General features: G+C 61.2%; 25 protein-coding genes and 1 tRNA gene. 11 read left to right on the plus strand and 15 right to left on the minus strand.

Features of this window, described 5'->3' with window-relative positions; translation table 11 throughout:
* The first annotated feature begins 3 nt into the window (after window positions 1-3).
* From truB to ACIQWP_RS29405, 5 genes are all read left to right on the plus strand, one after another.
* Window positions 4-936, plus strand: coding sequence for a tRNA pseudouridine(55) synthase TruB (gene truB / locus ACIQWP_RS29385; protein ID WP_402795355.1), 933 nt, complete (start codon window positions 4-6; stop codon window positions 934-936).
* 98 nt (window positions 937-1,034) lie between these two features.
* Entirely contained in the window at window positions 1,035-1,886 is an 852-nt protein-coding gene (locus ACIQWP_RS29390; protein ID WP_402795357.1) for an alpha/beta fold hydrolase, read from the plus strand.
* Window positions 1,887-2,049: 163 nt separating this feature from the next.
* Window positions 2,050-2,319, plus strand: a complete 270-nt coding sequence (gene rpsO, locus ACIQWP_RS29395) for a 30S ribosomal protein S15 (RefSeq protein ID WP_402795360.1) — start codon at window positions 2,050-2,052, stop codon at window positions 2,317-2,319.
* A 325-nt stretch (window positions 2,320-2,644) separates the two neighbouring features.
* Window positions 2,645-4,783 carry a polyribonucleotide nucleotidyltransferase gene (gene pnp / locus ACIQWP_RS29400; RefSeq protein WP_402795362.1) on the plus strand — a complete coding sequence of 713 codons (2,139 nt, stop codon included), beginning with the start codon at window positions 2,645-2,647 and terminating at the stop codon, window positions 4,781-4,783.
* 312 nt (window positions 4,784-5,095) lie between these two features.
* Window positions 5,096-6,112 carry a class I SAM-dependent methyltransferase gene (locus ACIQWP_RS29405; protein ID WP_402795365.1) on the plus strand — a complete coding sequence of 339 codons (1,017 nt, stop codon included), beginning with the start codon at window positions 5,096-5,098 and terminating at the stop codon, window positions 6,110-6,112.
* Between the two features lie 39 nt (window positions 6,113-6,151).
* On the opposite strand, the gene ACIQWP_RS29410 is transcribed toward ACIQWP_RS29405, so the two are convergent.
* The 5 genes from ACIQWP_RS29410 to fabA form a co-directional block, all read right to left on the minus strand.
* Window positions 6,152-7,378 carry an acyltransferase family protein gene (locus ACIQWP_RS29410; RefSeq protein ID WP_402795368.1) on the minus strand — a complete coding sequence of 409 codons (1,227 nt, stop codon included), beginning with the start codon at window positions 7,376-7,378 and terminating at the stop codon, window positions 6,152-6,154.
* Window positions 7,379-7,535: 157 nt separating this feature from the next.
* Window positions 7,536-8,114 carry a GNAT family N-acetyltransferase gene (locus ACIQWP_RS29415; protein ID WP_402795371.1) on the minus strand — a complete coding sequence of 193 codons (579 nt, stop codon included), beginning with the start codon at window positions 8,112-8,114 and terminating at the stop codon, window positions 7,536-7,538.
* A 77-nt stretch (window positions 8,115-8,191) separates the two neighbouring features.
* Entirely contained in the window at window positions 8,192-8,998 is an 807-nt protein-coding gene (gene fabI / locus ACIQWP_RS29420) for an enoyl-ACP reductase FabI (protein WP_402795373.1), read from the minus strand.
* A gap of 4 nt (window positions 8,999-9,002) precedes the next feature.
* Window positions 9,003-10,226 (minus strand): beta-ketoacyl-ACP synthase I, encoded by a 1,224-nt coding sequence (gene fabB / locus ACIQWP_RS29425; protein WP_402795375.1) that lies wholly within the window; start codon window positions 10,224-10,226, stop codon window positions 9,003-9,005.
* A 53-nt stretch (window positions 10,227-10,279) separates the two neighbouring features.
* A complete protein-coding gene (gene fabA / locus ACIQWP_RS29430) occupies window positions 10,280-10,795 on the minus strand; it encodes a 3-hydroxyacyl-[acyl-carrier-protein] dehydratase FabA (RefSeq protein WP_402795378.1) in 516 nt (171 codons plus the stop codon).
* Between the two features lie 297 nt (window positions 10,796-11,092).
* On the opposite strand from fabA, the gene irrA reads away from it, so the two are divergent.
* The gene (irrA, locus tag ACIQWP_RS29435) at window positions 11,093-11,512 is read left to right on the plus strand and encodes an iron response transcriptional regulator IrrA (protein WP_402795381.1); all 420 of its coding nucleotides are present in this window, start codon (window positions 11,093-11,095) and stop codon (window positions 11,510-11,512) included.
* 69 nt (window positions 11,513-11,581) lie between these two features.
* Here the strand turns inward: irrA and ACIQWP_RS29440 are convergent, their stop codons facing one another.
* Window positions 11,582-12,217, minus strand: coding sequence for a trimeric intracellular cation channel family protein (locus ACIQWP_RS29440; RefSeq protein ID WP_402795384.1), 636 nt, complete (start codon window positions 12,215-12,217; stop codon window positions 11,582-11,584).
* 140 nt (window positions 12,218-12,357) lie between these two features.
* Here ACIQWP_RS29440 and ACIQWP_RS29445 point away from each other — a divergent pair, with 140 nt between their 5' ends.
* Window positions 12,358-12,837, plus strand: coding sequence for a hypothetical protein (locus ACIQWP_RS29445; RefSeq protein WP_402795387.1), 480 nt, complete (start codon window positions 12,358-12,360; stop codon window positions 12,835-12,837).
* Between the two features lie 41 nt (window positions 12,838-12,878).
* On the opposite strand, the gene ACIQWP_RS29450 is transcribed toward ACIQWP_RS29445, so the two are convergent.
* The 6 genes from ACIQWP_RS29450 to ACIQWP_RS29475 form a co-directional block, all read right to left on the minus strand.
* A complete protein-coding gene (locus tag ACIQWP_RS29450) occupies window positions 12,879-13,670 on the minus strand; it encodes a YdcF family protein (protein WP_402795390.1) in 792 nt (263 codons plus the stop codon).
* A 71-nt stretch (window positions 13,671-13,741) separates the two neighbouring features.
* Complete coding sequence (locus tag ACIQWP_RS29455; protein WP_402795393.1) at window positions 13,742-14,464, minus strand: YoaK family protein; 723 nt, start codon at window positions 14,462-14,464, stop codon at window positions 13,742-13,744.
* 103 nt (window positions 14,465-14,567) lie between these two features.
* Window positions 14,568-14,810: a GIY-YIG nuclease family protein gene (locus tag ACIQWP_RS29460; protein WP_402795512.1), complete on the minus strand. Its 243-nt coding sequence runs from the start codon at window positions 14,808-14,810 to the stop codon at window positions 14,568-14,570.
* Between the two features lie 186 nt (window positions 14,811-14,996).
* Window positions 14,997-15,072 (minus strand) — tRNA-Ala (locus ACIQWP_RS29465).
* A gap of 151 nt (window positions 15,073-15,223) precedes the next feature.
* The gene (locus ACIQWP_RS29470) at window positions 15,224-15,604 is read right to left on the minus strand and encodes a TIGR02300 family protein (RefSeq protein WP_402795396.1); all 381 of its coding nucleotides are present in this window, start codon (window positions 15,602-15,604) and stop codon (window positions 15,224-15,226) included.
* 83 nt (window positions 15,605-15,687) lie between these two features.
* On the minus strand, window positions 15,688-15,879 hold the full coding sequence (locus ACIQWP_RS29475; RefSeq protein ID WP_402795398.1) for a hypothetical protein: 192 nt from the start codon (window positions 15,877-15,879) through the stop codon (window positions 15,688-15,690).
* Here ACIQWP_RS29475 and aroA point away from each other — a divergent pair.
* The 4 genes from aroA (at window position 15,878) to rpsA (ending at window position 20,489) form a co-directional block, all read left to right on the plus strand.
* A complete protein-coding gene (aroA, locus tag ACIQWP_RS29480) occupies window positions 15,878-17,233 on the plus strand; it encodes a 3-phosphoshikimate 1-carboxyvinyltransferase (protein ID WP_402795400.1) in 1,356 nt (451 codons plus the stop codon). The two genes, ACIQWP_RS29475 and aroA, sit on opposite strands and share 2 nt — an antisense overlap.
* A gap of 75 nt (window positions 17,234-17,308) precedes the next feature.
* On the plus strand, window positions 17,309-17,944 hold the full coding sequence (locus ACIQWP_RS29485; protein ID WP_402795403.1) for an FMN-binding negative transcriptional regulator: 636 nt from the start codon (window positions 17,309-17,311) through the stop codon (window positions 17,942-17,944).
* A gap of 28 nt (window positions 17,945-17,972) precedes the next feature.
* The gene (gene cmk / locus ACIQWP_RS29490; RefSeq protein WP_402795405.1) at window positions 17,973-18,605 is read left to right on the plus strand and encodes a (d)CMP kinase; all 633 of its coding nucleotides are present in this window, start codon (window positions 17,973-17,975) and stop codon (window positions 18,603-18,605) included.
* Window positions 18,606-18,785: 180 nt separating this feature from the next.
* Complete coding sequence (rpsA, locus tag ACIQWP_RS29495) at window positions 18,786-20,489, plus strand: 30S ribosomal protein S1 (protein WP_402795407.1); 1,704 nt, start codon at window positions 18,786-18,788, stop codon at window positions 20,487-20,489.
* A gap of 207 nt (window positions 20,490-20,696) precedes the next feature.
* Here the strand turns inward: rpsA and ACIQWP_RS29500 are convergent, their stop codons facing one another.
* The 3 genes from ACIQWP_RS29500 to ACIQWP_RS29510 form a co-directional block, all read right to left on the minus strand.
* The gene (locus ACIQWP_RS29500) at window positions 20,697-22,352 is read right to left on the minus strand and encodes a hypothetical protein (protein WP_402795410.1); all 1,656 of its coding nucleotides are present in this window, start codon (window positions 22,350-22,352) and stop codon (window positions 20,697-20,699) included.
* Between the two features lie 239 nt (window positions 22,353-22,591).
* The gene (locus ACIQWP_RS29505; protein WP_402795413.1) at window positions 22,592-23,218 is read right to left on the minus strand and encodes a ribonuclease D; all 627 of its coding nucleotides are present in this window, start codon (window positions 23,216-23,218) and stop codon (window positions 22,592-22,594) included.
* A gap of 95 nt (window positions 23,219-23,313) precedes the next feature.
* A complete protein-coding gene (locus ACIQWP_RS29510) occupies window positions 23,314-24,144 on the minus strand; it encodes a MerR family transcriptional regulator (protein ID WP_402795416.1) in 831 nt (276 codons plus the stop codon).
* Between the last annotated feature and the right edge of the window lie 64 nt (window positions 24,145-24,208).

Raw genomic sequence — 24,208 nt, forward strand, 5'->3', positions numbered from 1 at the left:
AGAATGTCCAAGCAACGCAAGCCCAAGGGCCGCCCGATTTCGGGCTGGCTCATCCTCGACAAGCCGGTTGATTTCGGCTCGACCGAAGCCGTTTCCAAGATCAAGTGGCTGTTCAAGGCCCAGAAGGCCGGCCATGCCGGTACGCTCGATCCGCTTGCCTCCGGCATGCTGCCGATCGCGCTCGGCGATGCCACCAAGACGGTCCCTTATGTCATGGACGGCCGCAAGATCTATGAATTCACCGTGACCTGGGGCGAGGAGCGCGCTTCCGACGACCTGGAAGGCGACGTGACCGCCACGTCCGACAAGCGTCCGGGCGAAGACGACATTCGCGCGCTGCTGCCGAACTATACCGGTATCATCCAGCAGATCCCACCGCAGTTCTCCGCCATCAAGATTGCCGGCGAGCGCGCCTACGATCTGGCCCGCGAAGGCGAGACGGTCGAGATTCCCTCGCGCGAAGTCGAGATTTTCCGCCTGACGCTGCTTGCCTGCCCGGATGCCAACACGGCGCATTTCGAAGTCGAGTGCGGCAAGGGTACCTATGTGCGCGCGCTTGCCCGAGATTTCGGCCGCGAGCTCGGCTGCTACGGCCATATTTCCGGCCTGCGCCGCAGCTTCGTCGCTCCCTTTGCCGAGGAGACGATGGTGCCGCTCGCCAATCTCGTGGCGCTGGAAGAGATCGAGGATGCGGACGAGCGGCTCGCAGCCCTCGATGCCCTGCTGATCGACACGGCCGAAGCCCTGTCTTCGCTGCCGCATCTCGTCATCAGCGACGACCAGGCACACCGCCTGAAGATGGGCAACCCCATTCTCGTGCGCGGCCGCGATGCGCCGGTCGCCGAGACGGAGGCCTATGCCACGGCGCGCGGCAAGCTGATCGCGATCGGCGAGATCGGCCAGGGCGAATTCCGCCCCAAGCGCGTGTTCGGCTGACCGCCATTCGGTCCGCCGGACAAAGGCGGCTATTGCGAGGCAACAGCGATGCGATATGCTTCCCGGCGGGCCATGACGGCCCGCTCAAAGGGGCGAACATGCGCAGAGTTGCGATCGGTATACTGGCGTTCCTTTCGTTGTTCCTGACAGTTGCGAGCGCCCATTCCGCCGAGCGGTGGGCCGGGCTACCGGCTTTCCCGCCCGTGCCGCAGCCGAAGACGAGCGGCATGGCCGATGTCAACGACATCAAGATGTATTATGCCGAATATGGCGAGGGTGACCCGATCCTCTTCATCCATGGCGGACTGGGAAATGCCGATATCTGGGGCCGCCAGGTCGCCGATTTCGCCAGGGATCATCTGGTCATAGTTGCCGACAGCCGCGGCCACGGCCGCTCAACGCGTAGCCAGCAGCCGTTCGGCTACGATCTGATGACCTCGGATTACGTCGCGCTCCTCAACTATCTGCAGATCGACAAGGTAACGCTCGTCGGATGGTCGGATGGCGGCATCATCGGTATCGACATGGCGATGAAATACCCCGGCAAGCTGACGCGCGTGATCGCCCAGGCGGCGAATGTCACGACCGACGGGGTAAAACCCGATGTCATGAACAACAAGACCTTCAACGACTACATCAATGTCGCCGGCGAATATTACAAGAAACTGTCCCCGACGCCGACCGAATACGACGCCTTTGTCAATCAGATCTCGCAGATGTGGGCGACGCAACCGGCGTGGACGGCAGCCGACCTTGGAAAGATCTCGGTGCCTGTGACGCTTGCCATCGGCGACCATGACGAGGCGGTCAAGCTCGACCATACGCAGATGATGGCGAAGGAAATTCCGGGCGCGAAACTCGTTATCCTGAAGGACGCAAGCCATTTCGCCATGCTGCAAGATCCGGAGGGCTATGATGCCATGATCCGGGATGCCATGGCGGGGCGCTGAAGCGCGCGGAAAACCTCCTGGGGGAGAAGCCTCTTTCCATTGCCGCTCATTTGGTTTATAGGCAGCGCCAGCATCAGGCATGCCTGATTGCATTCGCGGCCAATGCTGGACGACATCCCGGCGTTTGGCGACTTTAATTTCCTCTCATAGAAAGGACTATCCGATGTCGATCACTGCTGAGCGCAAGGCTGCGCTGATCAAGGAATACGCTACCGTCGAAGGCGACACCGGTTCTCCGGAAGTCCAGGTTGCGATCCTGACCGAGCGCATCAACAACCTCACGGACCACTTCAAGGACCACAAGAAGGACAACCACTCCCGTCGTGGTCTTCTGACGATGGTTTCCAGCCGGCGCTCGCTTCTTGATTATCTCAAGAAGAAGAACGAAGCCCGTTATACCAAGCTGATCACCAGCCTCGGTATCCGTCGCTAATAGAATTTCCGGCGGGCGTTCACCTGAACGTCCGCCGGATGCTTATGAAGGGTATGAACCCTTGAGACCAGCTTCCCTCGCGCCCTGTGTCTGCGCGATGCGAAGCTGCCGGCAGCCCGGATGGGCCGGCGCTGCCAACAACAACCGTTGACCTGTCATGGGGCAGGATTGCCGGATGCTTTCAGCCGAAGCTCGACGCTTCGGCCGACTTTCGAAAGCCTCTCGTTGTCTTGCCCGTGATGCGTCACATTTCGTGTGGTTGAAGATGTGCCTTGCCGAAATCGTCGGCGACGGCGCCTTTTCCCGCACAATGTAAGGACAAGATATGTTCGATATCCATACTGTCGAAATCGAGTGGGCAGGTCGCCCGCTGAAGCTCGAAACCGGCAAGATCGCCCGTCAGGCTGACGGCGCCGTCGTCGCCACCTATGGCGAGACCGTGGTTCTTGCCACCGTCGTTTCCGCCAAGTCGCCGAAGCCGGGCCAGGATTTCTTCCCGCTCACCGTCAACTACCAGGAAAAGACCTACGCAGCCGGCAAGATCCCCGGCGGCTACTTCAAGCGCGAGGGACGTCCGAGCGAAAACGAAACCCTCGTTTCCCGCCTGATCGACCGCCCGATCCGCCCGCTTTTCCCGGAAGGCTACAAGAACGACACGCAGGTCGTCGTCACGGTCATCCAGCATGACCTGGAAAACAACCCCGACATCCTGTCGATGGTCGCTACCTCGGCTGCCCTGACGCTGTCAGGCGTTCCGTTCATGGGCCCGGTCGGCGGCGCTCGCGTCGGCTACATCAACGGCGAATATGTGCTGAACCCGCATCTCGACGAGATGGACGAGTCGACCCTCGACCTCGTCGTCGCCGGCACGCAGGACGCCGTTCTGATGGTTGAGTCGGAAGCCAAGGAACTGCCCGAGGACGTCATGCTCGGCGCCGTCATGTTCGGCCACCGCGGCTTCCAGCCCGTCATCGACGCGATCATCAAGCTCGCCGAAGTTGCCGCCAAGGAACCGCGCGATTTCACGCCGGAAGATTATTCCGAACTCGAAGCAGAAATGCTCGGCATCGCCGAAGCCGAGCTGCGCACCGCCTACAAGAACACGCAGAAGGCCGAGCGCTACGCTGCCGTCGACGCCGTCAAGGCCAAGGTCAAGGCACACTTCCTGCCGGAAGGCGTAGAGCCGAAGTACTCCGCCGAAGTCATCGGTGCTGTCTTCAAGCACCTGCAGGCCAAGATCGTTCGCTGGAACATCCTCGACACCTCGAGCCGCATCGACGGCCGCGACCTGTCGACCGTTCGTCCGATCGTCTCGGAAGTCGGCCTGCTGCCGCGCACGCACGGTTCGGCGCTGTTTACCCGCGGTGAAACGCAGGCAATCGTCGTCGCCACGCTCGGCACCGGCGAAGACGAACAGTATGTCGATAGCCTGACGGGCATGTACAAGGAGCGCTTCCTGCTCCATTACAACTTCCCTCCCTACTCGGTTGGCGAAACCGGCCGCATGGGTTCCCCGGGTCGTCGCGAAATCGGTCACGGCAAGCTCGCATGGCGCGCTATCCGCCCGATGCTGCCGACGGCTGAACAGTTCCCCTATACGCTGCGCGTCGTCTCCGAGATCACCGAGTCGAACGGCTCGTCCTCGATGGCAACGGTTTGCGGCACCTCGCTCGCTTTGATGGACGCCGGCGTTCCGCTGGCCAAGCCGGTTGCCGGCATCGCCATGGGTCTGATCCTGGAAGGCGAGCGCTTCGCCGTTCTCTCCGACATTCTCGGTGACGAAGACCACCTCGGCGACATGGACTTCAAGGTCGCCGGCACTGCCGACGGCATCACCTCGCTGCAGATGGACATCAAGATCGCCGGCATCACCGAAGAGATCATGAAGGTCGCTCTCGGCCAGGCACAGGGCGGTCGCACCCACATCCTCGGCGAAATGTCCAAGGCCATCACCGAGAGCCGCGGCCAGCTCGGCGAATTCGCTCCGCGCATCGAAGTCATGAACATCCCGGTCGACAAGATCCGTGAAGTCATCGGCTCCGGCGGCAAGGTCATTCGCGAAATCGTCGAAAAGACCGGCGCCAAGATCAACATCGAAGACGACGGCACCGTCAAGATCGCCTCGTCCTCCGGCAAGGAGATCGAAGCGGCCCGCAAGTGGATTCATTCGATCGTCGCTGAGCCGGAAGTCGGCCAGATCTACGAAGGCACTGTTGTCAAGACCGCCGACTTCGGCGCCTTCGTCAACTTCTTCGGCGCCCGTGACGGCCTCGTCCACATCTCGCAGCTCGCTTCCGAGCGCGTTGCAAAGACGCAGGACGTCGTCAAGGAAGGCGACAAGGTCTGGGTCAAGCTGCTCGGCTTCGACGAGCGCGGCAAGGTTCGCCTGTCCATGAAGGTCGTCGACCAGGCCACCGGCCAGGAACTCGCCGCCGACAAGAAGAAGGACGACGCAGCCGAGTAAGCTGCGCCTTCACTCAGGTTCCGGGGCGCGGGATATTTTCCGCGCCCTTTTTATATTATTGCTGTCAGCCTAGCCTGCTTTTCGCTGAAGCTATGTGCCCAGCCCCTCACCCTAGCCCTCTCCCCGCGTGCGGGGAGAGGGGACAACGACTGTGCTAGATCATCCTCTCCTTACAGGGTTGAGGTATGTTGTCTTGCTCCGTGGTCCCCTCTCCCCGTCACAACGGGGAGAGGGCTAGGGTGAGGGGCAAGCACCAGAAAATGCCGCGCATATCCGACAGACGAAACCCATTCCCATGACGAGACCACGCCCATGAGCCGCGACGCCCTGAAGACCCTGTTTCATCCCTTTGCCTCCGGCACCGTAGATGCGCCCGGCGAGGGCGAGCGGATACTGTTTCTCGGCGCCGAAGCCGGCTTTGCGCTGCCTGAAGGATTTACCGCCGAGCTTTCCGCCGTCCAGGGCTTCAGGCCGTTCTATCGCCAGCTGCAGGCGCAACGCATCAACGTGACGCCGGAAATCGAAGGCGAAAGCTATGATGGCGCGCTCGTTCTCTGCGGCAAGCACAAGGGCGAGAACGAGAGCCATATCGCCGAAGCGCTTTCGCGCGTGAAGGAGGGTGGCCTCATCGTCATCGCCGGCGGCAAGGAAGACGGCATCCAGCCGCTTCGCAAGCGCCTCGAAGGCTTCGGCCTTACCGTCGAGCACATGCCGAAATATCACGGCGTCGCCCTGTGGTTCACGCGTCCCGCCGACGTCAAGGCCCAGACGGCGCAGCTGGTGAAGCCGGCAACGCGCGTCGAGGATCGCTTCACCACGGCGCCTGGCATGTTCTCCCATGACCGGATCGACGCCGGTTCGGAGCTGCTGGCCTCGCGCCTGCCGACCGACTTTACCGGCGATGCCGCCGACTTCGGCGCCGGCTGGGGTTATCTCTCCGTCGAGCTTGCGACCAAATCGCCGAGGCTCGCGCGCATCGACCTCTACGAGGCCCACTACGGCGCTCTGGAAGCCGCCCGCGCCAATCTGCTGGATAATTGCCCGAAGGTCCCCCAGCGCTTCTTCTGGCACGATCTGGCAAGCGAGCCGGTGAAGGACAAGTACGACCTGATCATCATGAACCCGCCTTTCCATGAAGGCCACGCCGCCGAGCCTTCGCTCGGCCAGGCGATGATCAAGACCGCCGCCTCGGCGCTGCGTGGCGGCGGGCGGCTGATGCTGGTCGCCAATCGCGGCCTGCCCTATGAGCCGGTGCTGGCGGAAAACTTCAGGGAATTCGGCGAGACCTGCCGTAACGCCCGCTTCAAGGTGCTCTGGGCAAAGAAATAGGCGACGAAGGCGACCGATCGGCCGCCTTTTCTTTCTGGGCTAGACATCCTCGCTTCGCCGCGCACGCGACGGCAAATGATCCCGCAGGATCAGGAAGTTTCTTTCGACGAGAAACCAGAGCGTCGCCGCCACAAGGAAGCAGGTGGCGAGATAGATGACGAAGCCCGACAGCCCCAGAAGATTGTCTCTGCCGAACACCATCCGGTCGAGATGATAAATGCCCTTATGGGTCAGGTAGAGGCTGTAGGAGAGCGTTGCGATGCCGGATATGGCCGGAAGGTGCCAGCGCGCGATCCTGGGCTGCAGATCGACCAATGCGCCGAGAACGAAGGCCACGCCCGCCGAGAATAGCGGGAAACCGACGACCGTGCCTGCGAGAGGCTGAAACACAAGCGGCAGATTGGTTTGCGCAAGAGGCCCGCGGACGGAGAAGATCACCAGCGCCGCCGTCACCAGCATGCCGCCGATGCCGAACGCGATGTAAGGCGACATATATCGTTCCCATAGCAGCGGCCTGAAGAGCCGGATCGCCGCCAGAACGACGCCAAAGGTCAGTCCATCCAGTCGATTATACGTCGGGTAATAGACATCCCGGAGATAAGCGGCGAGCGCCTCCCTGTAGGCCTGTATTTCGGTAGCAGGGCCAACTTCGCTCTGCCAGAAGGCAAACCGCAAGCCCATGCCGGCGATAACGATTGTCGCCAAGAGACAGGCGATCAGAACCGGCGTTGCGCGCCGCTTCAGCAAGACGACGAGAATCGGCAGGATAAGATAGAAATGCGCCTCGACGCCCAGCGACCAGGCTTCTGCAAAGGCACCGCCAGAGCGTGGGTCGAGCCCGAAATTGACCGTGAAGGTCAGGAACCGCCAGACCGATTGCATCGCCGGCGCGTCGCGCAGGGAGGGGACAAGCGCGTAGACGGCAAGCACGAGCAGAAAGGCCGGCAATATGCGAAATGCGCGGCGCAGATAGAAGGTCTTGAAGTCGATGGCATTGCGGCGGGCGACCTCCGCCATCAGCTGGCTTCCGATGAGATAGCCGCTCAGCACGAAGAAGATGTCGACACCGATCCAGCCATAGGGCCTGATCGCGGCGAGCGGCAGCGGCGTCGCCTCCGCCGGCAGATGTACCAGCATGACGAGAAGGATGGCAAGCGCGCGCAACAGATCCGGTCCGAATGCCCTTGTCGTGGCAGCGGATTGGATCGATGCCGTCTCGTCCAATGGATCGAGCGACTTGGAGCTGGCAACAGTTATGGTGTTCACGGCTGGGGTTCCCGTAAATGGTCAATGAACGCCGATGGACATGCAGGCAATACTGTTGATTGCCCGCCTTGTATCGGAATTCCGGCCGGCCGTAACGGGCCATCCCCGGCAAGATAGAATTAACCTAAAATTTTCGTAAAATCTTACCGAATGGAGATTAACGCGCCCGATTCGGCGCTCGTACAGCCCATTCGCGGCTCAGCACGGCATAGACATATTCGTCGCCCCAAACGCCGTTGAAACGATCGTTTTCAATCAGATGCGCCTCACGACGCAGGCCGAGCCGTTCGACGACGCCGATGGAGCCCGTGTTTTTCGCGTCTAGCCGCGCGAAAATCCGGTGGAAGCCGAATCTTTCAAAGCCAAGGGTGATGATGGCCTCGGCCGCCTCTGTCGCATAACCCTTGCCGGCATAGGCCGGATTGAAGATATAGCCGACTTCGGCCTGAAGGGCGGCTTTGCTGGCAAGCTTCAGGCTGACCTGACCCACCAGGGCATCATCCTCGCGCCGAACGACGGCGCAGCGGAGAATATCCCCGTCTTCCGACAGGCGCGTATTGAAGCCGGCGTCGAAACGCTCCCGCATCTCCTGTTCCGATGGCGGATCGCTATAGAGATAGCGATAAACGGATGGCAGCGAGCGATAAGCGCTGTAGGCTTCGAAATCCTCCGGAATGAATCCCCGCAGGATGAGACGGTCAGTCGATGCGAAGGATTTTGGGTCGTGGGACGTCATCGGGAATCCTCTGGAAGGATATCCGGAGCTTTGATCCTCCCGGCCAAGGACCGAGAGGACGATTCAGATCGACAAACTCACTCAGCGTCCGCGCTCGACAGCGTTTCCAGCGTTGGCATCGAGGTGATGTTATAGCCGGCATCGACGAAGTGGATTTCGCCGGTCACGCCAGCCGAGAGATCCGACAGGAGATAGAGCGACGACGAGCCGACCTGGTCGATGGTGACGGACTTGCGCAGCGGGGCGTTGCGCTGGTTCCACGACAGGATAGCACGGGCGTCCGAAATGCCGGCGCCGGCCAGTGTCCGGATCGGGCCGGCGGAAACGGCGTTGACGCGGATGCCGCGCGGGCCGTAGTCAGCGGCGAGATAGCGCACTGAGGCTTCCAGAGCCGCCTTGGCGACGCCCATGACGTTGTAGTTCGGAATCACCCGCGTCGAGCCGTTATAGGTCAGCGTCAGCATGCTGCCGCCGTCGGTCATCAGATCGGCGGCGCGCTTGGCGATCTCGGTGAAGGAGAAGCAGGAAATCACCATGGTTCGGGTGAAATTCTCCCGCGTGGTGTTGGCATAGAGCCCCTTCAGCTCGTTCTTGTCGGAAAAGCCGATGGCATGGACGATGAAGTCCAGCTTACCCCAGCGCTCCTTGATCGCGTCAAAGACGGAATCGACAGACGCCAGATCCTCGACGTCGCAAGGCAGCAGGAAGTCCGAGCCGACTTCGGCTGCGAGCGGCTTGACGCGCTTGCCAAGCGCCTCGCCCTGAAATGTGAAAGCCAGTTCGGCGCCTTCGGCTGCGAGCGCCTTTGAAATACCCCAGGCAATCGAGTGATTGTTTGCGACGCCCATGATGAGGCCGCGCTTACCCTGCATGATTCCCGTCATTGCCTTATCCGTTGTAGCGCTGGAATACGAGCGTGGCGTTGGTGCCGCCGAAGCCGAAGGAATTCGAAAGAGCGATGTCGATCTTGGCATCGTCGATGCGCTTGCGCACGATCGGCACGCCTGCGAATTCCGGATCGAGTTCGGTGATATGAGCGCTTTCTCCGATGAAGCGCTCCTGCATCATCAGGATCGAATAGATCGATTCCTGCACGCCCGCTGCGCCGAGCGAATGGCCCGTCAGCGACTTGGTCGACTGGATCGGGGGGATCTTGTCGCCAAAGACTTCGCGGATCGCGCCGATTTCCTTGCTGTCGCCCACCGGCGTCGAGGTGCCGTGGGTATTGATGTAGTCGATGTCGCCCTTCACGGTGGCCATTGCCTGGCGCATGCAGCGCACCGCGCCCTCGCCCGAAGGTGCGACCATGTCGTAACCATCGGAGGTGGCGCCGTATCCGACGATCTCGGCATAGATCTTGGCGCCGCGTGCCTTGGCATGCTCAAGCTCTTCCAGAACCAGCACGCCGGCGCCGCCGGCGATGACGAAACCGTCACGCTTGGCATCATAGGCGCGCGAGGCCGTTTCCGGATGATTCTCGTTGAAGTCGGAGGACATCGCGCCCATGGCGTCGAATAGGTTCGACATGGTCCAGTCGAGATCCTCGTGGCCGCCGGCGAACATCACGTCCTGCTTGCCCCATTGGATCATCTCGGCGGCGTTGCCGATGCAGTGCGCCGAAGTCGAGCAGGCGGACGAGATCGAATAGTTGACGCCGTGGATCTTGAACCAGGTCGCAAGCGTTGCCGAGGCGGTCGAAGACATCGACTTCGGCACGGCGAAGGGGCCGATGCGCTTCGGGCTGTTGTTCTTGCGGGTGATGTCGGCCGCCTCGATCAGCGTGCGGGTCGACGGGCCGCCGGAGCCCATGATGATGCCGGTGCGCTCGTTGCTGATATCGCCTTCCTCAAGGCCGCTATCGGCGATCGCCTGTTTCATGGCGACATGGTTCCAGGCGCCGCCCTGCGACAGAAAGCGCATGGCGCGGCGATCCACCAGGTCGGTCGTATCGATGTTCGGCGCACCCCAGACCTGGCACTTGAAGCCGTGTTCGGCGAAATCGGGGGAGAAGGAAATGCCGGATTTGGCTTCGCGCAGCGAGGCGGTCACTTCATGAGCATTGTTTCCAATCGAAGAGACAATACCCAGACCCGTAACAACTACCCGTCTCATGTCGATGACCTTTTCTAAAACATCTGTCTTGGTGGAGGCGGCGGTGCCGCAGTTCAGGCAACCTTGTCCTTCGACAGGCCCACGCGCAGGTCCGTCGCCTGATAGATGGTCTCGCCATCGGCCTTCAGCCAGCCATCGGCGGTGCCGAGGACGAGGCGGCCGCGCATGACGCGCTTGAAGTCGATGCCGTATTCGAGAAGCTTCGTGTCCGGACGAATCATGCCCTTGAACTTCACTTCGCCTGTCGACAACGCCATGCCACGGCCGGGCTCGCCGAGCCAGCCGAGGAAGAAGCCGGTCAGCTGCCACATGCCGTCGAGGCCAAGGCAGCCCGGCATGATCGGATTGCCGGCAAAATGGCAGGGGAAGTACCAGTCATCCGGACGCACGTCGTATTCGGCGCGGATGAAGCCCTTGTCGAAGGCGCCACCGGTCTCGGAAATTTCAGTAATGCGGTGGACCATCAGCATCGGTGGCAGGGGAAGCTGTGCGTTGCCCGGGCCGAACAGCTCGCCGCGGCCGCAGGCCAGGATTTCCTCGTAGTTGAAGCTGGATTGTCTCGTCGTCATAAAAATCCCGTTTCCCCCGCATGAATGCCGATGGATGTGAAGCTTTAGTGCAAGATCGACAGAAAATGAAGCGCAACCATCACACTCTCATTCGCCCGTCCAATCGAACGCAATAGCTCCTATGTGGTGGTCGCATACAGGAACGCCAGAGCCGCTACCAGTGCCAAATGCGGCAAAAGCCCGATTTTTCCGGCTTTTGAGCACCTTCCCACCCCATTGAAACTATTGAAAGCAATCAAGGCAAAAGTTATATGGCTTAGTGAAGAATTATAGAAATCTGGAATCCGGAGTCCCTGAATGGCGGTAGAGGCCGAAATCGCGATCGAGACCAGGCTGCGCAATGTCGGCCTGAGGCCGACCAGGCAGCGGATCGCGCTGGGTGATCTTCTCTTCGCCAAGGGCGACCGGCATCTGACGGTCGAGGAGCTTCACGAGGAAGCCGTTGCCGCGGGCGTACCCGTTTCGCTTGCGACCGTCTACAATACCCTGCATCAATTCACCGAAGCCGGCATGATCCGCGTTCTCGCCGTCGAGAGCAACAAGACCTATTTCGACACCAACGTGTCCGACCACCATCACTTCTTCGTGGAAGGTCACAACGAGGTGCTGGATATTCCGATCAGCAATCTGACGATTGCCAACTTGCCGGAGCCGCCGAAGGGCATGGAAATCGCCCATGTCGACGTCGTGATCCGCCTGCGCCGCAAGCAGCGTTAAGGATAGACAGTAGAATTGTTTCATCCCGTTTTGCTATTGCCCACTGCCTAATTCCTACTGCCTCCCATTTCACATGACATCATCCGGATGCCGGCCGGGCTTGTGATGATAGGTCGGGAAGGTCCAGCCAAACCAGAGCGCGCCGCCGCGCACCGCGAAGGCTGCGGCAACGCCGAGCCCAGCCGACGCATAGAGCGGCAGCATGGTCGCATTGGCGGCGGTAAAGACGCCGGCGCCGACGAGCGCGGCCGTCACATAGATTTCCGGCCGCAGCAGCACCGAGGGTTCATTCGCCAACAGATCGCGCAGGATGCCGCCGAAAGTGGCCGTCAGCGCGCCGGTGACGATGGCGACAGTCGGAGAACCCGTGGCCGCCATGCCTTTGGCCGCCCCCATCACGCAATAGGCTGATAGCCCGACAGCATCAAACCATAGAAGCAAGCGATACCGCGATTCGAACAGGTGCGCGGTAAAGAAAAACAACACCCCCACTACCGCGCAGATGATGATGTAGGTCGGGTTCAACACCCAGAAGACCGGCACCCGGCCAAGGACAATATCGCGCAGCGTGCCGCCACCGATGCCGGTGACCGCCGCCAAAAACAGGAAACCGATCAGATCAAGCTGTTTGCGCGAGGCGGCGAGCGCGCCGGTTGCGGCAAAAAGGGCGACGCCGGCATAGTCAAGAAACGAGAGAAGCGACATCGAACACTCCAACGGGACACCGGCGATTTCTTCGAAATGAATCACGACGGCAAGGGCCGCGCAAGCAGGCGCGTGCAAAGATGTCGCGGCGGTTACGGCTGTTATCGTGGCCGCAACGGCGCTTCGAAGAGGAATCCCCCGTGAAATCCCTGTTGATCGTAATCCTCAACCTCGTCGCATTCGTGGTCATGCCCGCCGTGGCCGAGGCACAGCAATCGATCCTGCAGGACCCCGTGGCCTTCGAAAAGGATCACTTCACCAAGAGCTGTGACGGACAGGTGAGTTTCGGCGACCATTTCGCCACCGAGCAGGACATCAACAACGACAAGTTGATGGATATCGTCATCAACGAGGGCGAGATCACCTGCAAGGGCGAAAAAAGGGCCTATTGCACCGACGAGGGATGCCCCTACAATTTCTATGTCCAGGTGGCCGAGGGTGGATATCTGCTCATCGCAACGGCACAGACCTACGGCTACGATTTCATCCAGCGTTTCGGCAACATGGTGCTGGTCATGAAGATGCACCCACGCTTCTGCGACCGCAAGGATGGCGAGGCCGTCTGCGAAATCACCGTCAGGGTGCGCGGCGTCAAGTTCGTCACGATCTCGAAGAAGTAGCCATCAGGGCGCGGACAGATTGTACGGTCCGGGACACGTAGTCACGGTCCGGGGTAAAGCGCCGATGTGCGGCCGACGAGGTAATAGCCGACGAGGCCGACCCATTCACGCAGTCCGGTCGCCAAGAGCTGCGCATTCCGCGAGGGCTGCGTGAAATCGAGGCCGAGCCTTTCCTTGCCGGTGCTGCGATAATCGACCGGCCAGGGCACAACGTCGATGCCCTGCTTGCGGAAGATGCCCATCGAGCGCGGCATATGGAAGCCGGAGGTAATCAAAAGGCAATCCGAAAGCCCGTTCTGGGCGAGCAGCTCCTTGGTGTTGACCGCATTCTCGAAGGTGGTGCGCGAGGTCTTGTCCTCGACCATGCGGCTTGTCGGGATGCCGAGCGCGGTGAAGAAACGCTCGGAAATGACGGCATCGCCCTCATACGTCCCGCCGATCGAGCCATCGCCGCCCGAAATGACGATGCGCGCCTGCGGGTATTTCTGCGCCAGCCGCAGCGCCTCGATCAGGCGATCGCCGGCCGAATCGAGCTCATAGCCGCCGCGGGCGGTCGTCACTTCGTTCTGCGTGGCGCCACCGAGCACGATCATGCATTTGAGATCGGCCGGATCGGCGGCGGCGTGCGGAAAGCGCTCTTCCAGCCCCTGAACGATATAGGCGCCGGCCGTCGTATAAAGCGAGACGAACAGGATCAGCGCCGATAGCAGCGCCGAGGTGATCGTGGTCACGCGCCAGCGCAGGAGCGCGGCAATGAAGGCCAGGAGAACGAAGAGGAACGCCAGCGACAAAGGCTGACCGAAGATCCAGACAAGTTTCGAAAAAACGAACACGGCACATCCTTACGCTTGTCGGCAAAACGATTCGCTTTCCTCCCTAGCAGATTTTGTGCGCTGCAATGTGGCTATTTCGATCGCTGCGCCATTGGAGCGGCAATCATCAGCCGCTGGTTGAAGCGGCGCTGCAGCGGGCGGGGGATCAAAAGGGTGACAAGCGCGAGCGCGAGCGCAACCAACGAAACCAGCCAGAGCGCCCCGGCACCGAGGGCATTGGCGAGTAGCGCGCCGATGACCGCGCCCGATATCATGCCGCTCCAGGGCACGATCTGCACCCTCCAGGCAAAATCCCGGTCACCCAGCAGGAAGCGGCCGATGCCGCGACCGAACCGCGAGAGAGCGCCGGTCACATAGGTCAGCCCGATCGGCAGGCCTTCTATGTGCTCGACCGTGGCATTGACCATGCCCATGGCAAGCACCACCAGATAGAATTGCACCAGAACCAGCGACGGCGCCGCAAAACCCGCCGCTGTCGCCAGAAGGATGCTGACGCAGGCCAGCACGACGAAAGCCCGCCGGCTTGCGGCATGCGCCACGACGATCCCGAGCGCATTGCCGGCAATGAATGTCAGAATGGCCGAGAACAGCACCGCCGCATGGCCGAAATCCCCCGTCCCGAGCGCAATCGCCGCCCGCGTCGTATTGCCGGTCATGAAGGACACGAAATTCCCGGTGAGCATCAGCCCGACGGCATCGGTCATGCCGGCGAGAAAGGCGATCGAGGCGACAAGCGAAAGCCCCGTCACGGTACGGCGGGTCCGGATGAGACGACGGCGGCGCTGTCTGGTCATTGGCGATTCGAGGTGGGTTAAGGAGGATGGGAGGCTAGCATGAAGTTGGGCGGATGCGGAGGATTTATCAAATCATCGATATGCGAAAAGCGGACAAGCTTGTTTAAAGCAGCCTCTTCTTTGCAAAGGCTCTGCTTGAGTGTGATTTTAGATAGGCCTCAAATTCCAATGCGCGATATTTGTCCGGAAACGCCGAATACCAATGAAGAACCCATGGCGTGAACTTTGCGGTATGGGTCGACTTACCGGTATTGTGGTCGGCAAGCCGTTGCTTAAGGTCCGAGGTCGATCCGGTATATTGCTGATCTGGAAAATTCGCGCTTTGAAGGATGTAAACGTACCACATCCGCATCTCGATCAATTGGCATCCGGTGATTCGAACGCAAATTCTATACGCAATCGAGCTTGTCGTTGTAGCTGGAAATGTTTGACAATATTTCAGCCCGTCGTCGCCCTGCGGGCTATGCCGGGCACTGCTTCGGCCTAACGGTTTCCCGCGGCTGCGCCACGCGAAGCCCGTAAGGGCGAAGCGTGGTGGAGCTAAGCGGGATCGAACCGCTGACCTCTTGCATGCCATGCAAGCGCTCTCCCAGCTGAGCTATAGCCCCATCAAGATGGTGCCGTTTGACCGGCCCTGGGTCCCTTCGAAGCGCTTTGCCCGTCGGGGTGGCGGCTTATTACTTGTGGTTTTCACAGATAGCAAGCCGAAAAATTCGGCCCGGGAAACTTTTCTTAAGTCCGGGCCGATTGTCTTTCAGATCAGACGTCGTCTTCGTCGCCGGTGACGCCGATGATGTCGCTCATGTCGTCATCGTCTTCATCTTCGTCGGCTTCGAGGAAGGTATCGTCGTCATCGTCGCCGATTTCGACATCGTCGTCGCCCATATCCGGAATATCGTCGCCGCTTGCAGCTTCGTCGGCATCCTCGAGAGATACCAGTTCGACTTCGGTGTTTTCGGTATCGACTTCGGCCACTTCCTCTTCTTCCGGAACTTCCTTCGAAGCCGAAGTTTCTTCGAAGAAGGACAAGGGCCAGGACTTGCCGGTATAGGGCGAGACCACCGGGTCCCGGTTCAGGTCATAGAACTTTTTGCCGGTATCGGGGTCGGTACGTTTTGTTCCAAGTTCCGTTTTCGCCACTGTCAAAGCCTCATCAATGGCCGAATGAAAATTCGGCAATGCCGGGGAAGCCGGCGTTTTAAGGGAAATATCAGCCGGTCCCCTTAATCGTTGCGGCCGTATCTGTCAAAGCTAAACTTCATGCCGCTTTGCACGCGCTTTTCGCACATGGCGGGATGACTGGGGAACGGGCCCGTGCTAACCAGCTGGCGTGAACCGCAGAACATCTGGCCAAGGACGATAGCAGCCAGCACAGAATGCGGCGGAAATACCGGCATCGCAAAGGAATTGCCCATGCCGCGCGATACTCTTCCCCAGCCAGCCGTGGCGCGCCGCTCGGCCGGCCTTTTCGGCTCGATCCGCATTCCCGGCGATAAATCCATCTCCCATCGCTCCCTGATGTTCGGCGGCCTTGCCGCGGGCGAAACCCGTATCACTGGCCTGCTCGAAGGCGAGGATGTGCTGAATACCGGCAGGGCCATGCAGGCGCTCGGCGCTGCGATCCGCAGGGACGGCGACGCGTGGATCGTCAGCGGCACCGGCAATGGCGCGCTGCTGGCGCCGGAGGCACCGCTCGATTTCGGCAATGCCGGCACCGGCTCCCGCCTGACCATGGGCCTCGTCGGTTCCTACGATTTCGAAACCACCTTCATCGGCGACGCTTCGCTTTCCAAGCGGCCGATGGCCCGCATTCTCGATCCGCTGCGCCTGATGGGAGCGCAGGTCAGGGCCGCCGAGGGCGACCGGCTGCCCGTCATCCTGCATGGGCCTCCTGTGGCGAGCCCGCTGACCTATCGCGTGCCGATGGCCTCGGCGCAGGTCAAATCGGCCGTGCTGCTGGCCGGTCTCAACGCGCCCGGCATCACGACAATCATCGAACCCGTCCAGACCCGCGACCACACCGAAAGGATGCTCGTGGGCTTCGGCGCGGCGCTTTCGGTCGAAGCCGATGCGGCAGGCGTGCGCACCATCCGCCTCGAGGGCCAGGGCAGGCTCGCGGGCCAGACGATCGACGTTCCCGGCGATCCCTCCTCCGCCGCCTTCCCGCTGGTAGCCGCATTGATCGTGCCCGGTTCCGACATCACCATCCGCAACGTGCTGATGAACCCGACGCGCACCGGCCTCATCCTGACGCTGCAGGAGATGGGCGCGGATATCGAGATGCTCGACCCGCGCGTGACGGGAGGCGAGGATGTCGCCGATCTGCGCGTGCGGTCCTCGGCGCTCAAGGCCGTTACCGTTCCGGCGGAGCGCGCGCCGTCGATGATCGACGAGTATCCCGTGCTGGCGGTCGCCGCTGCCTTTGCGGACGGCACGACGATCATGCAGGGGCTGGAAGAACTGCGGGTGAAGGAATCCGACCGGCTCTCCGCCGTCGCCGAGGGGCTGAAGCTCAACGGCGTCGACTGCATCGAAGGCAAGGATTCGCTGACGGTTCAGGGCAGGCCCGAGGGCAAGGGCCTTGGCAATGCCAGCGGTAGCGACGTCAGGACCCATCTCGATCACCGCATCGCCATGAGTTTCCTCGTCATGGGGCTGGCGAGCGAACATCCGGTTTCGGTCGACGATTCCGCCATGGTCGCTACCAGCTTTCCGGAATTTTTTGCTATGATGACAAGATTGGGCGCGACGATCGAAGCCAGAGACTGATAGACCGCGCCATTGGCCATTCGAAACCTTGCCATGCGGGGTTTTGGAGATTGCGCAGCAAAACGGACCGAAGCCATGTATCAGCCTCCACATCATCGCGAAGACGATCTCGGCACGCAGCACCAGCTGATCCGCGCCCATCCGCTGGGACTGCTCATTACGGCCGGCGATGGCGGGCTGATCGCCAATCCCGTGCCGTTCCACCTGAATACGGAGCTCTCGCCCAAGGGTACGCTGCAAGCGCATCTCGCCAGAGCGAACGGTCAGCTGAAGGAGATTGCGGCGGGCGCCCCCGTACTTGTCGTCTTCCAGGGCGCCGACACCTATATCACGCCATCCTGGTATGCGACGAAGCGGGAAACCGGCAAGGTGGTGCCAACCTGGAACTATGCGATCGTGCAGGTGCGCGGAGCCGCGCGGACGATCGAGGACCCCGCCTGGCTGCGTGCGCAGATCGGCGCGCTGACCGGGGAAAACGAGAGCGACCGCGCGCAGCCCTGGGCGGTGGAAGACGCCCCACCGGAATTCATCGCAGCCCAGATGAAAGGCATCGTCGGCATCGAAATCGACATCGAGACGATTGACGGCAAATGGAAGGTGAGCCAGAACCGGCCGCTGGCTGATCGACAGGGCGTCGCCGAGGGCCTTACGACGATCGATCGTACGGAGGCGGCTGAAATGGCCGATCTGGTGCGTCGCTACAGCAAATAACGAGAGACCGGCTAGGGACAGAGAAGACATGATCATTGCCATCGACGGACCAGCGGCTGCCGGCAAGGGAACTCTGGCACGTCGGATCGCCGAGGCCTATGGCTATCATCATCTCGATACCGGCCTTACCTACCGCGCGACCGCCAAGGCCCTGCTCGATGCAGGATTGCCGCTTGATGACGAAGCCGTTGCCGAGGCAATCGCGCGCAAGGTCGATCTGGCCGGGCTCGACCGGGCCGTTCTTTCCCGACACGAGATCGGCGAAGCTGCATCGAAGATCGCCGTCATGCCGACCGTGCGTACTGCGTTACGCGAAATGCAGCAGAAATTCGCACGCAAGGAGCCCGGCACAGTGCTTGACGGCCGCGATATCGGCACCGTCGTCTGCCCGGAAGCGCCGGTGAAATTCTACGTGACGGCCTCGGCCGAGGTCCGTGCCAAGCGCCGTTACGAGGAGATCGTCGAAGCCGGCGGCAATGCCGATTACGACGCCATCTTCGAAGACGTGAAGCGGCGCGATGAGCGGGATATGGGCCGCACCGACAGCCCGCTGAAGCCGGCCGAAGACGCATACTTGCTTGATACCTCAGAAATGAGTATAGAAGCGGCGTTTCAGACGGCAAAGTCGATCGTCGACACCGCTCTGAGCCGAAATGCCTGAAAATGCGAGCGGCTTTCGCGTGCTTAGCGCACGGAGCCGCCAATTTATATAAGCCTGACATTCCGTCCAAGCGCCGGATAGCTTCCCGATAGGGAGGCGGACTGGGGTCAGGCCCGTTTAACGCGAACCACCGGCGCGTCAGTGTCCAGATTGCATGATCGGGACACGCCAGGAGATTTTATGTCTGTAACAACCCCCTCTCGCGAAGATTTCGCAGCTCTTCTCGAAGAGTCCTTTGCCAAGAATGACCTGGCCGAAGGCTATGTCACCAAGGGCATCGTCACCGCCATCGAGAAGGACGTCGCCGTTGTGGACGTCGGCCTCAAGGTCGAAGGCCGCATCGCGCTGAAGGAATTCGGTGCGCGCGCCAAGGACGGCACGCTCAAGGTCGGCGATGAAGTCGAAGTCTACGTCGAGCGTATCGAAAACGCGCTTGGCGAAGCCGTTCTCTCGCGCGAAAAGGCTCGCCGCGAAGAAAGCTGGATCAAGCTCGAAGTCAAGTTCGAAGCTGGCGAACGCGTTGAAGGCGTCATCTTCAACCAGGTCAAGGGCGGCTTCACCGTCGATCTCGACGGCGCTATCGCCTTCCTGCCGCGCTCGCAGGTCGACATCCGTCCGATCCGCGACGTCACCCCGCTGATGCACAACCCGCAGCCCTTCGAAATCCTCAAGATGGACAAGCGCCGCGGCAACATCGTCGTTTCGCGTCGTACGGTTCTGGAAGAGTCCCGTGCCGAGCAGCGTTCTGAAATCGTTCAGAACCTCGAAGAAGGCCAGGTTGTTGACGGCGTCGTCAAGAACATCACCGATTACGGTGCGTTCGTTGACCTCGGCGGCATCGACGGCCTGCTGCACGTCACCGACATGGCATGGCGCCGTGTGAACCATCCGTCGGAAATCCTGTCCATCGGCCAGCAGGTCAAGGTACAGATCATCCGCATCAACCAGGAAACCCACCGCATCTCGCTCGGCATGAAGCAGCTCGAGAGCGATCCGTGGGATGGCATCCAGGCCAAGTATCCGGAAGGCAAGAAGATTTCCGGCACCGTCACGAACATCACCGACTACGGTGCGTTCGTCGAGCTGGAGCCGGGCATCGAAGGCCTGATCCACATCTCGGAAATGTCCTGGACCAAGAAGAACGTTCACCCCGGCAAGATCCTGTCCACGAGCCAGGAAGTCGAAGTGGTCGTTCTCGAAGTCGATCCGACCAAGCGCCGTATCTCGCTTGGCCTGAAGCAGACGCTCGAAAACCCGTGGGCTGCATTTGCCCGCAACCATCCGGCCGGCACCGAAGTCGAAGGCGAAGTCAAGAACAAGACCGAATTCGGCCTGTTCATCGGCCTCGACGGCGATGTGGACGGCATGGTGCACCTCTCCGACCTCGACTGGAACCGTCCGGGCGAACAGGTCATCGAGGAGTTCAACAAGGGTGACGTCGTCAAGGCTGTCGTTCTCGACGTCGACGTCGAGAAGGAACGCATCTCGCTCGGCATCAAGCAGCTCGGCAAGGATGCAGTCGGCGAAGCAGCCGCTTCCGGCGACCTGCGCAAGAATGCAGTCGTTTCCTGCGAAATCATCGCAGTCAACGACGGCGGCATCGAAGTCAAGCTCGTCAACCACGAAGACATGACCTCGTTCATCCGCCGCGCCGATCTGTCGCGTGACCGTGACGAACAGCGTCCGGAGCGTTTCTCTGTTGGTCAGGTTGTCGACGCCCGCGTCACCAACTTCTCCAAGAAGGACCGCAAGATCATGCTGTCGATCAAGGCTCTGGAAATCGCAGAAGAGAAGGAAGCCGTTGCTCAGTTCGGTTCGTCCGACTCGGGCGCTTCGCTCGGCGACATCCTGGGTGCGGCTCTGAAGAACCGCAACGCCGAATAATCTTCGGTAGAAGCCTGGAAATAAAAGACCCGCCGGAGCGATCCGGCGGGTTTTTCTTATGTCCGTCGCGCCACGTCCGTGCCGGCTATTCCAATTCGACGCCTTCTAGAGCCTTTCCGCTTTTCTTCGAATCGCGAAAACGCTCTATCCTTTTGTTTTTACGCAAGTCCGGACGGAAAACCGCTATGCACTTTTCCTGGAATTGCTCTATTCCCAGGCCACCATGCGCCGATAAAAATCGAAGGCATGGTCGTGCAAGGGGTCACGCAAAGGCTGCGGCAAGGCAACGAGCTCCGGCGCAGCGCCATCGTCCTGGGCGGAGGCTGATCCCGCTTCCGCTTCGCCGGAAGTCTCCTCTACCGCTTGCGCCGATGTTTCCTCCGGATGAGCCTCGCTCTCATCCTGATCCTGCGGGGCCTCTTCATCCTGAGCCTGCCCGCCCTCCTCATCGCCGACGGGATCGACGCGATTGAGCAGTTTCGATTCGCTGTTCTTGATGGGGGTATCTGTCGGCAGATAATTCGCCACGACGAAAGGAACGCCGAGCGGCAAAGGCGCCGTCATTCCCGCCGGCTCCGCGGTCTCATAGAGTGCCATGGGTGCTGCGGACGACGCCTGCAGCTGTGGCTTGCCGGAAGATAGAGCAGCGTCCGCGGGTGCTTCGGGCTGGCCCGCGAATGACGCCGGCACGGCCGTTGCCGCAGCCGGGCCCCTGGCGCTTTCACTAACGGCCGGCGGCTGCGCGGAAGACGCTTGCGCCGCCGCATTGCCGGTCAGCGCCTGCGCAATGATCTTCTCAACGGAAGACGAGGGATTGTTGATGATCTGCAAAAGGTCGGGATCGGTCGCCATCGCGGGCGGGCTGATGACGACCTGCAGGCCCTGTTTGATATCGGCTGCGATCTGCTGGATATCGCGCGGTACCGGCGGCGGCGTCAGCGGCGACCGGATCAATGCGACTTCGATCGGAAGTTCGGCTTCGGCGGCGATCGCGGTCAGCACTACACCCGCAGTCAGATCATCGACAAGGGACGCGAGCTCGGAAGGCTGGACCGTGGAGGTTGCGATGCCGCTACTACCGACTGGCGCGGCTGGCGGGGCTACGGCAGTTCCGTTTTGCGCGAGCGGCTGTGCGGGGGCCGTCTGGGCAGCAGCCGGCGCGGATTGAGATTGAACGGGAACGCCCGGCTGCGGCGTCGGCTGTGCCGTCGCCGTCGTGGTCATCGTAGGCGCAGGCGCGGGGATAGCGGAAATCGGTTCTTCTGCGGCCACGGCAAGCGCCGTTGCCAGCGCGGCTAGATTTGCCGCCTTCTGCAGCGGGGCCGATGTCGGCGCCTGCGGAACTGGCGTTTCCACCTCGGCGGCATTCTGACCATAAGAATTGACGACGGCCTTCAGCGCGGCATCCGGTTCGGCAGCCGATGCCTGTTCCAGGCTGAGAGCCAGCTGAACCGCCTGCGGGCTTTCCGGGTCCTGCAATGCTGACGCCAGAAGCGGCAACGGCAACGGCGTTCGCATCTGCGCATCCATGCGCTGCTGCGCGGCGGCAAGCTGCGGCGGCGTCAGGCTGCGGATTGCGGCGGCAACGCGCTGCGCATAGACGGTATTGCTCTCGCCCGGTTGACGGGACACATTCACCACCTTGCTGGCGGCATCGATCGCGGAAAGCAGGCTGTCGAGCATGCGCTCGCGAGCCGCCATCAGCAGCATGTTCAGCTTGCCCTCGACGCTGGCATTGACGGTACTCGACAGAACGGCAAGCGGCGTTGCCGTCGTCTGAAGCCCGGAGGTTTCAGCCGTTGCGACAATCGGCTTATCAACGGACATACCCACAGCGGACACGGCACCAACGGGAAGCAACATGACATGCTCCTTTGTCTGGCAAGGCGACGATGGAAGCGGGAGGGCAGGTTCAATCTAGGTCCGCTCATGCGGCCTGTGGATCTCCTAACGCCAGATGGCCGAAGTGGCGAGGCGCGAACGCGCAAAACTGGAAATCATCCGCAAAATAGCAGTCTAGTCCTTAACAGATCGCTAAAATGAAAAGGCCGATGCCATGTCCGCGGCACCGGCCTTTGGATTTCGCCCCTCGCCGGTGGCAATCAGCTATGCGCGAAGATATCCGCCTCTTCCCAGCCGAGAAGATCGAGCTTGGCTCGCGTCGGCAGGAAGGCAAAGCAATCATCCGCATAATCCATGCGGCCGTCGCGCAACAGGCGTTGCGTCAGCTTGTCACGCAGCGCGTGGAGATGGAGCACGTCGGAGGCGGCATATTCAAGCTGCGCTGGCGAGAGCGTTTCCGCGGCCCAGTCGGACGACTGCTGCGCCTTGGAAATATCGACGTCGAGCATCTCCTTGAGATTATCCTTCAGGCCATGGCGGTCGGTGTAGGTGCGGCAGAGGCGCGAGGCGATCTTGGTGCAGAAGACCGGCGTGGTGGTGACACCGAAGGTATGGAACAGGACAGCGATGTCAAAGCGGCCATAATGAAAGATCTTCTGGTGCGTGGGATCGGCGAGCATGGCGACGAGATTGGGCGCCTGCTTCTGGCCGGCGGCGATGCGGATGACGTCAGCGGTGCCGTCGCCCGGCGAAAGCTGCACGAGGCAAAGCCGATCGCGGCGCGGAACGAGGCCGAGGGTTTCCGTGTCGATGGCTATGGCGCCGGTGTAACGGGCGGCATCGGCGTCGGAGATATCGCCTTCGTGGTAGCGGATGGTGGCAGCCATGAGATTCTCCCGGCTTTGTCCTTTGAATTCAATTTTCGTCCGTTCTATAGAACAGACGGGGCGATGACGATACCGGATAACCATGCCAACGCCGCTCAAAATGTCGGCGGCGTGTTGATCCAGAGCAATATGGTTTCGCCATCGTGGCGGTTGCGCCAGGAATGATAGCGGCGGCTCTCGAAATAAAGGGAATCGCCGGGCAGAAGATCGAAGAACTGGTCGCTGTCGAGCACCAGTTCCAGGCGTCCGACAAGGACATGGATGAACTCCTCGCCTTCGTGACGATAGGCGCCTTCGCTTGCGGCACCAGGTGCGAGCACGAAGCGATGGCAATCCATCATCGTCCTTCCCTCTGCGAGAAGTTGGACGGTGACGCCTGGTGTCGTCGCCGGCCAGGCGCGCCATTCGCCGGATCGGATCAGGGCCGGAACATCCTCGCGCTCCTCGCCCGACAGGCGCGACACCGTCGTCCCGTAATAATCGGCGAGATCATGCAGGGTCTTGAAGCTGACGCCCTGCGACGTCCGCTCCAAGGTCGAGAGCGTCGAGGACGTCATGCCCATATCGGCGGCGACCTGTTCCAACGTCTTGCCGGCGGCATGGCGCAGCGACCGCAGCCTGCGGCCGATATCCGAGGATGCCGATTGTTCGCCATTCTCCGGGCCGCCGGCGGCGCCCTCCTCCGTCTCGAGTGCCTCGCGAATTGCTGCCGGATTGAGGCCGCGCTCGGCTCGGAACCAGGAAATGCGCTTCAACCGCGCCACATCCTCGGCGCTGTACTGCCGGTGCCCGGTTTCGGAGCGGGAGGGTACGACCAGGCCTTGGCTTTCCCATAGCCGCAGGGTGGAGGCCGATACGCCGGCAAGACGCGCCGCTTCCGCCACCTTGTAGCGCACTGGATAGCGCTCCGGTTCGATGCTGCTCATTTGCCAATGATCCTGATTATCTTGTCTTTCGATCCGTCTAGCATGGATAGAGCGCCATAGCGCG

The sequence above is a fragment of the Rhizobium sp. NPDC090279 genome (genome assembly GCF_044769665.1).
In the GTDB taxonomy this organism is placed as follows: Bacteria; Pseudomonadota; Alphaproteobacteria; order Rhizobiales; family Rhizobiaceae; genus Rhizobium.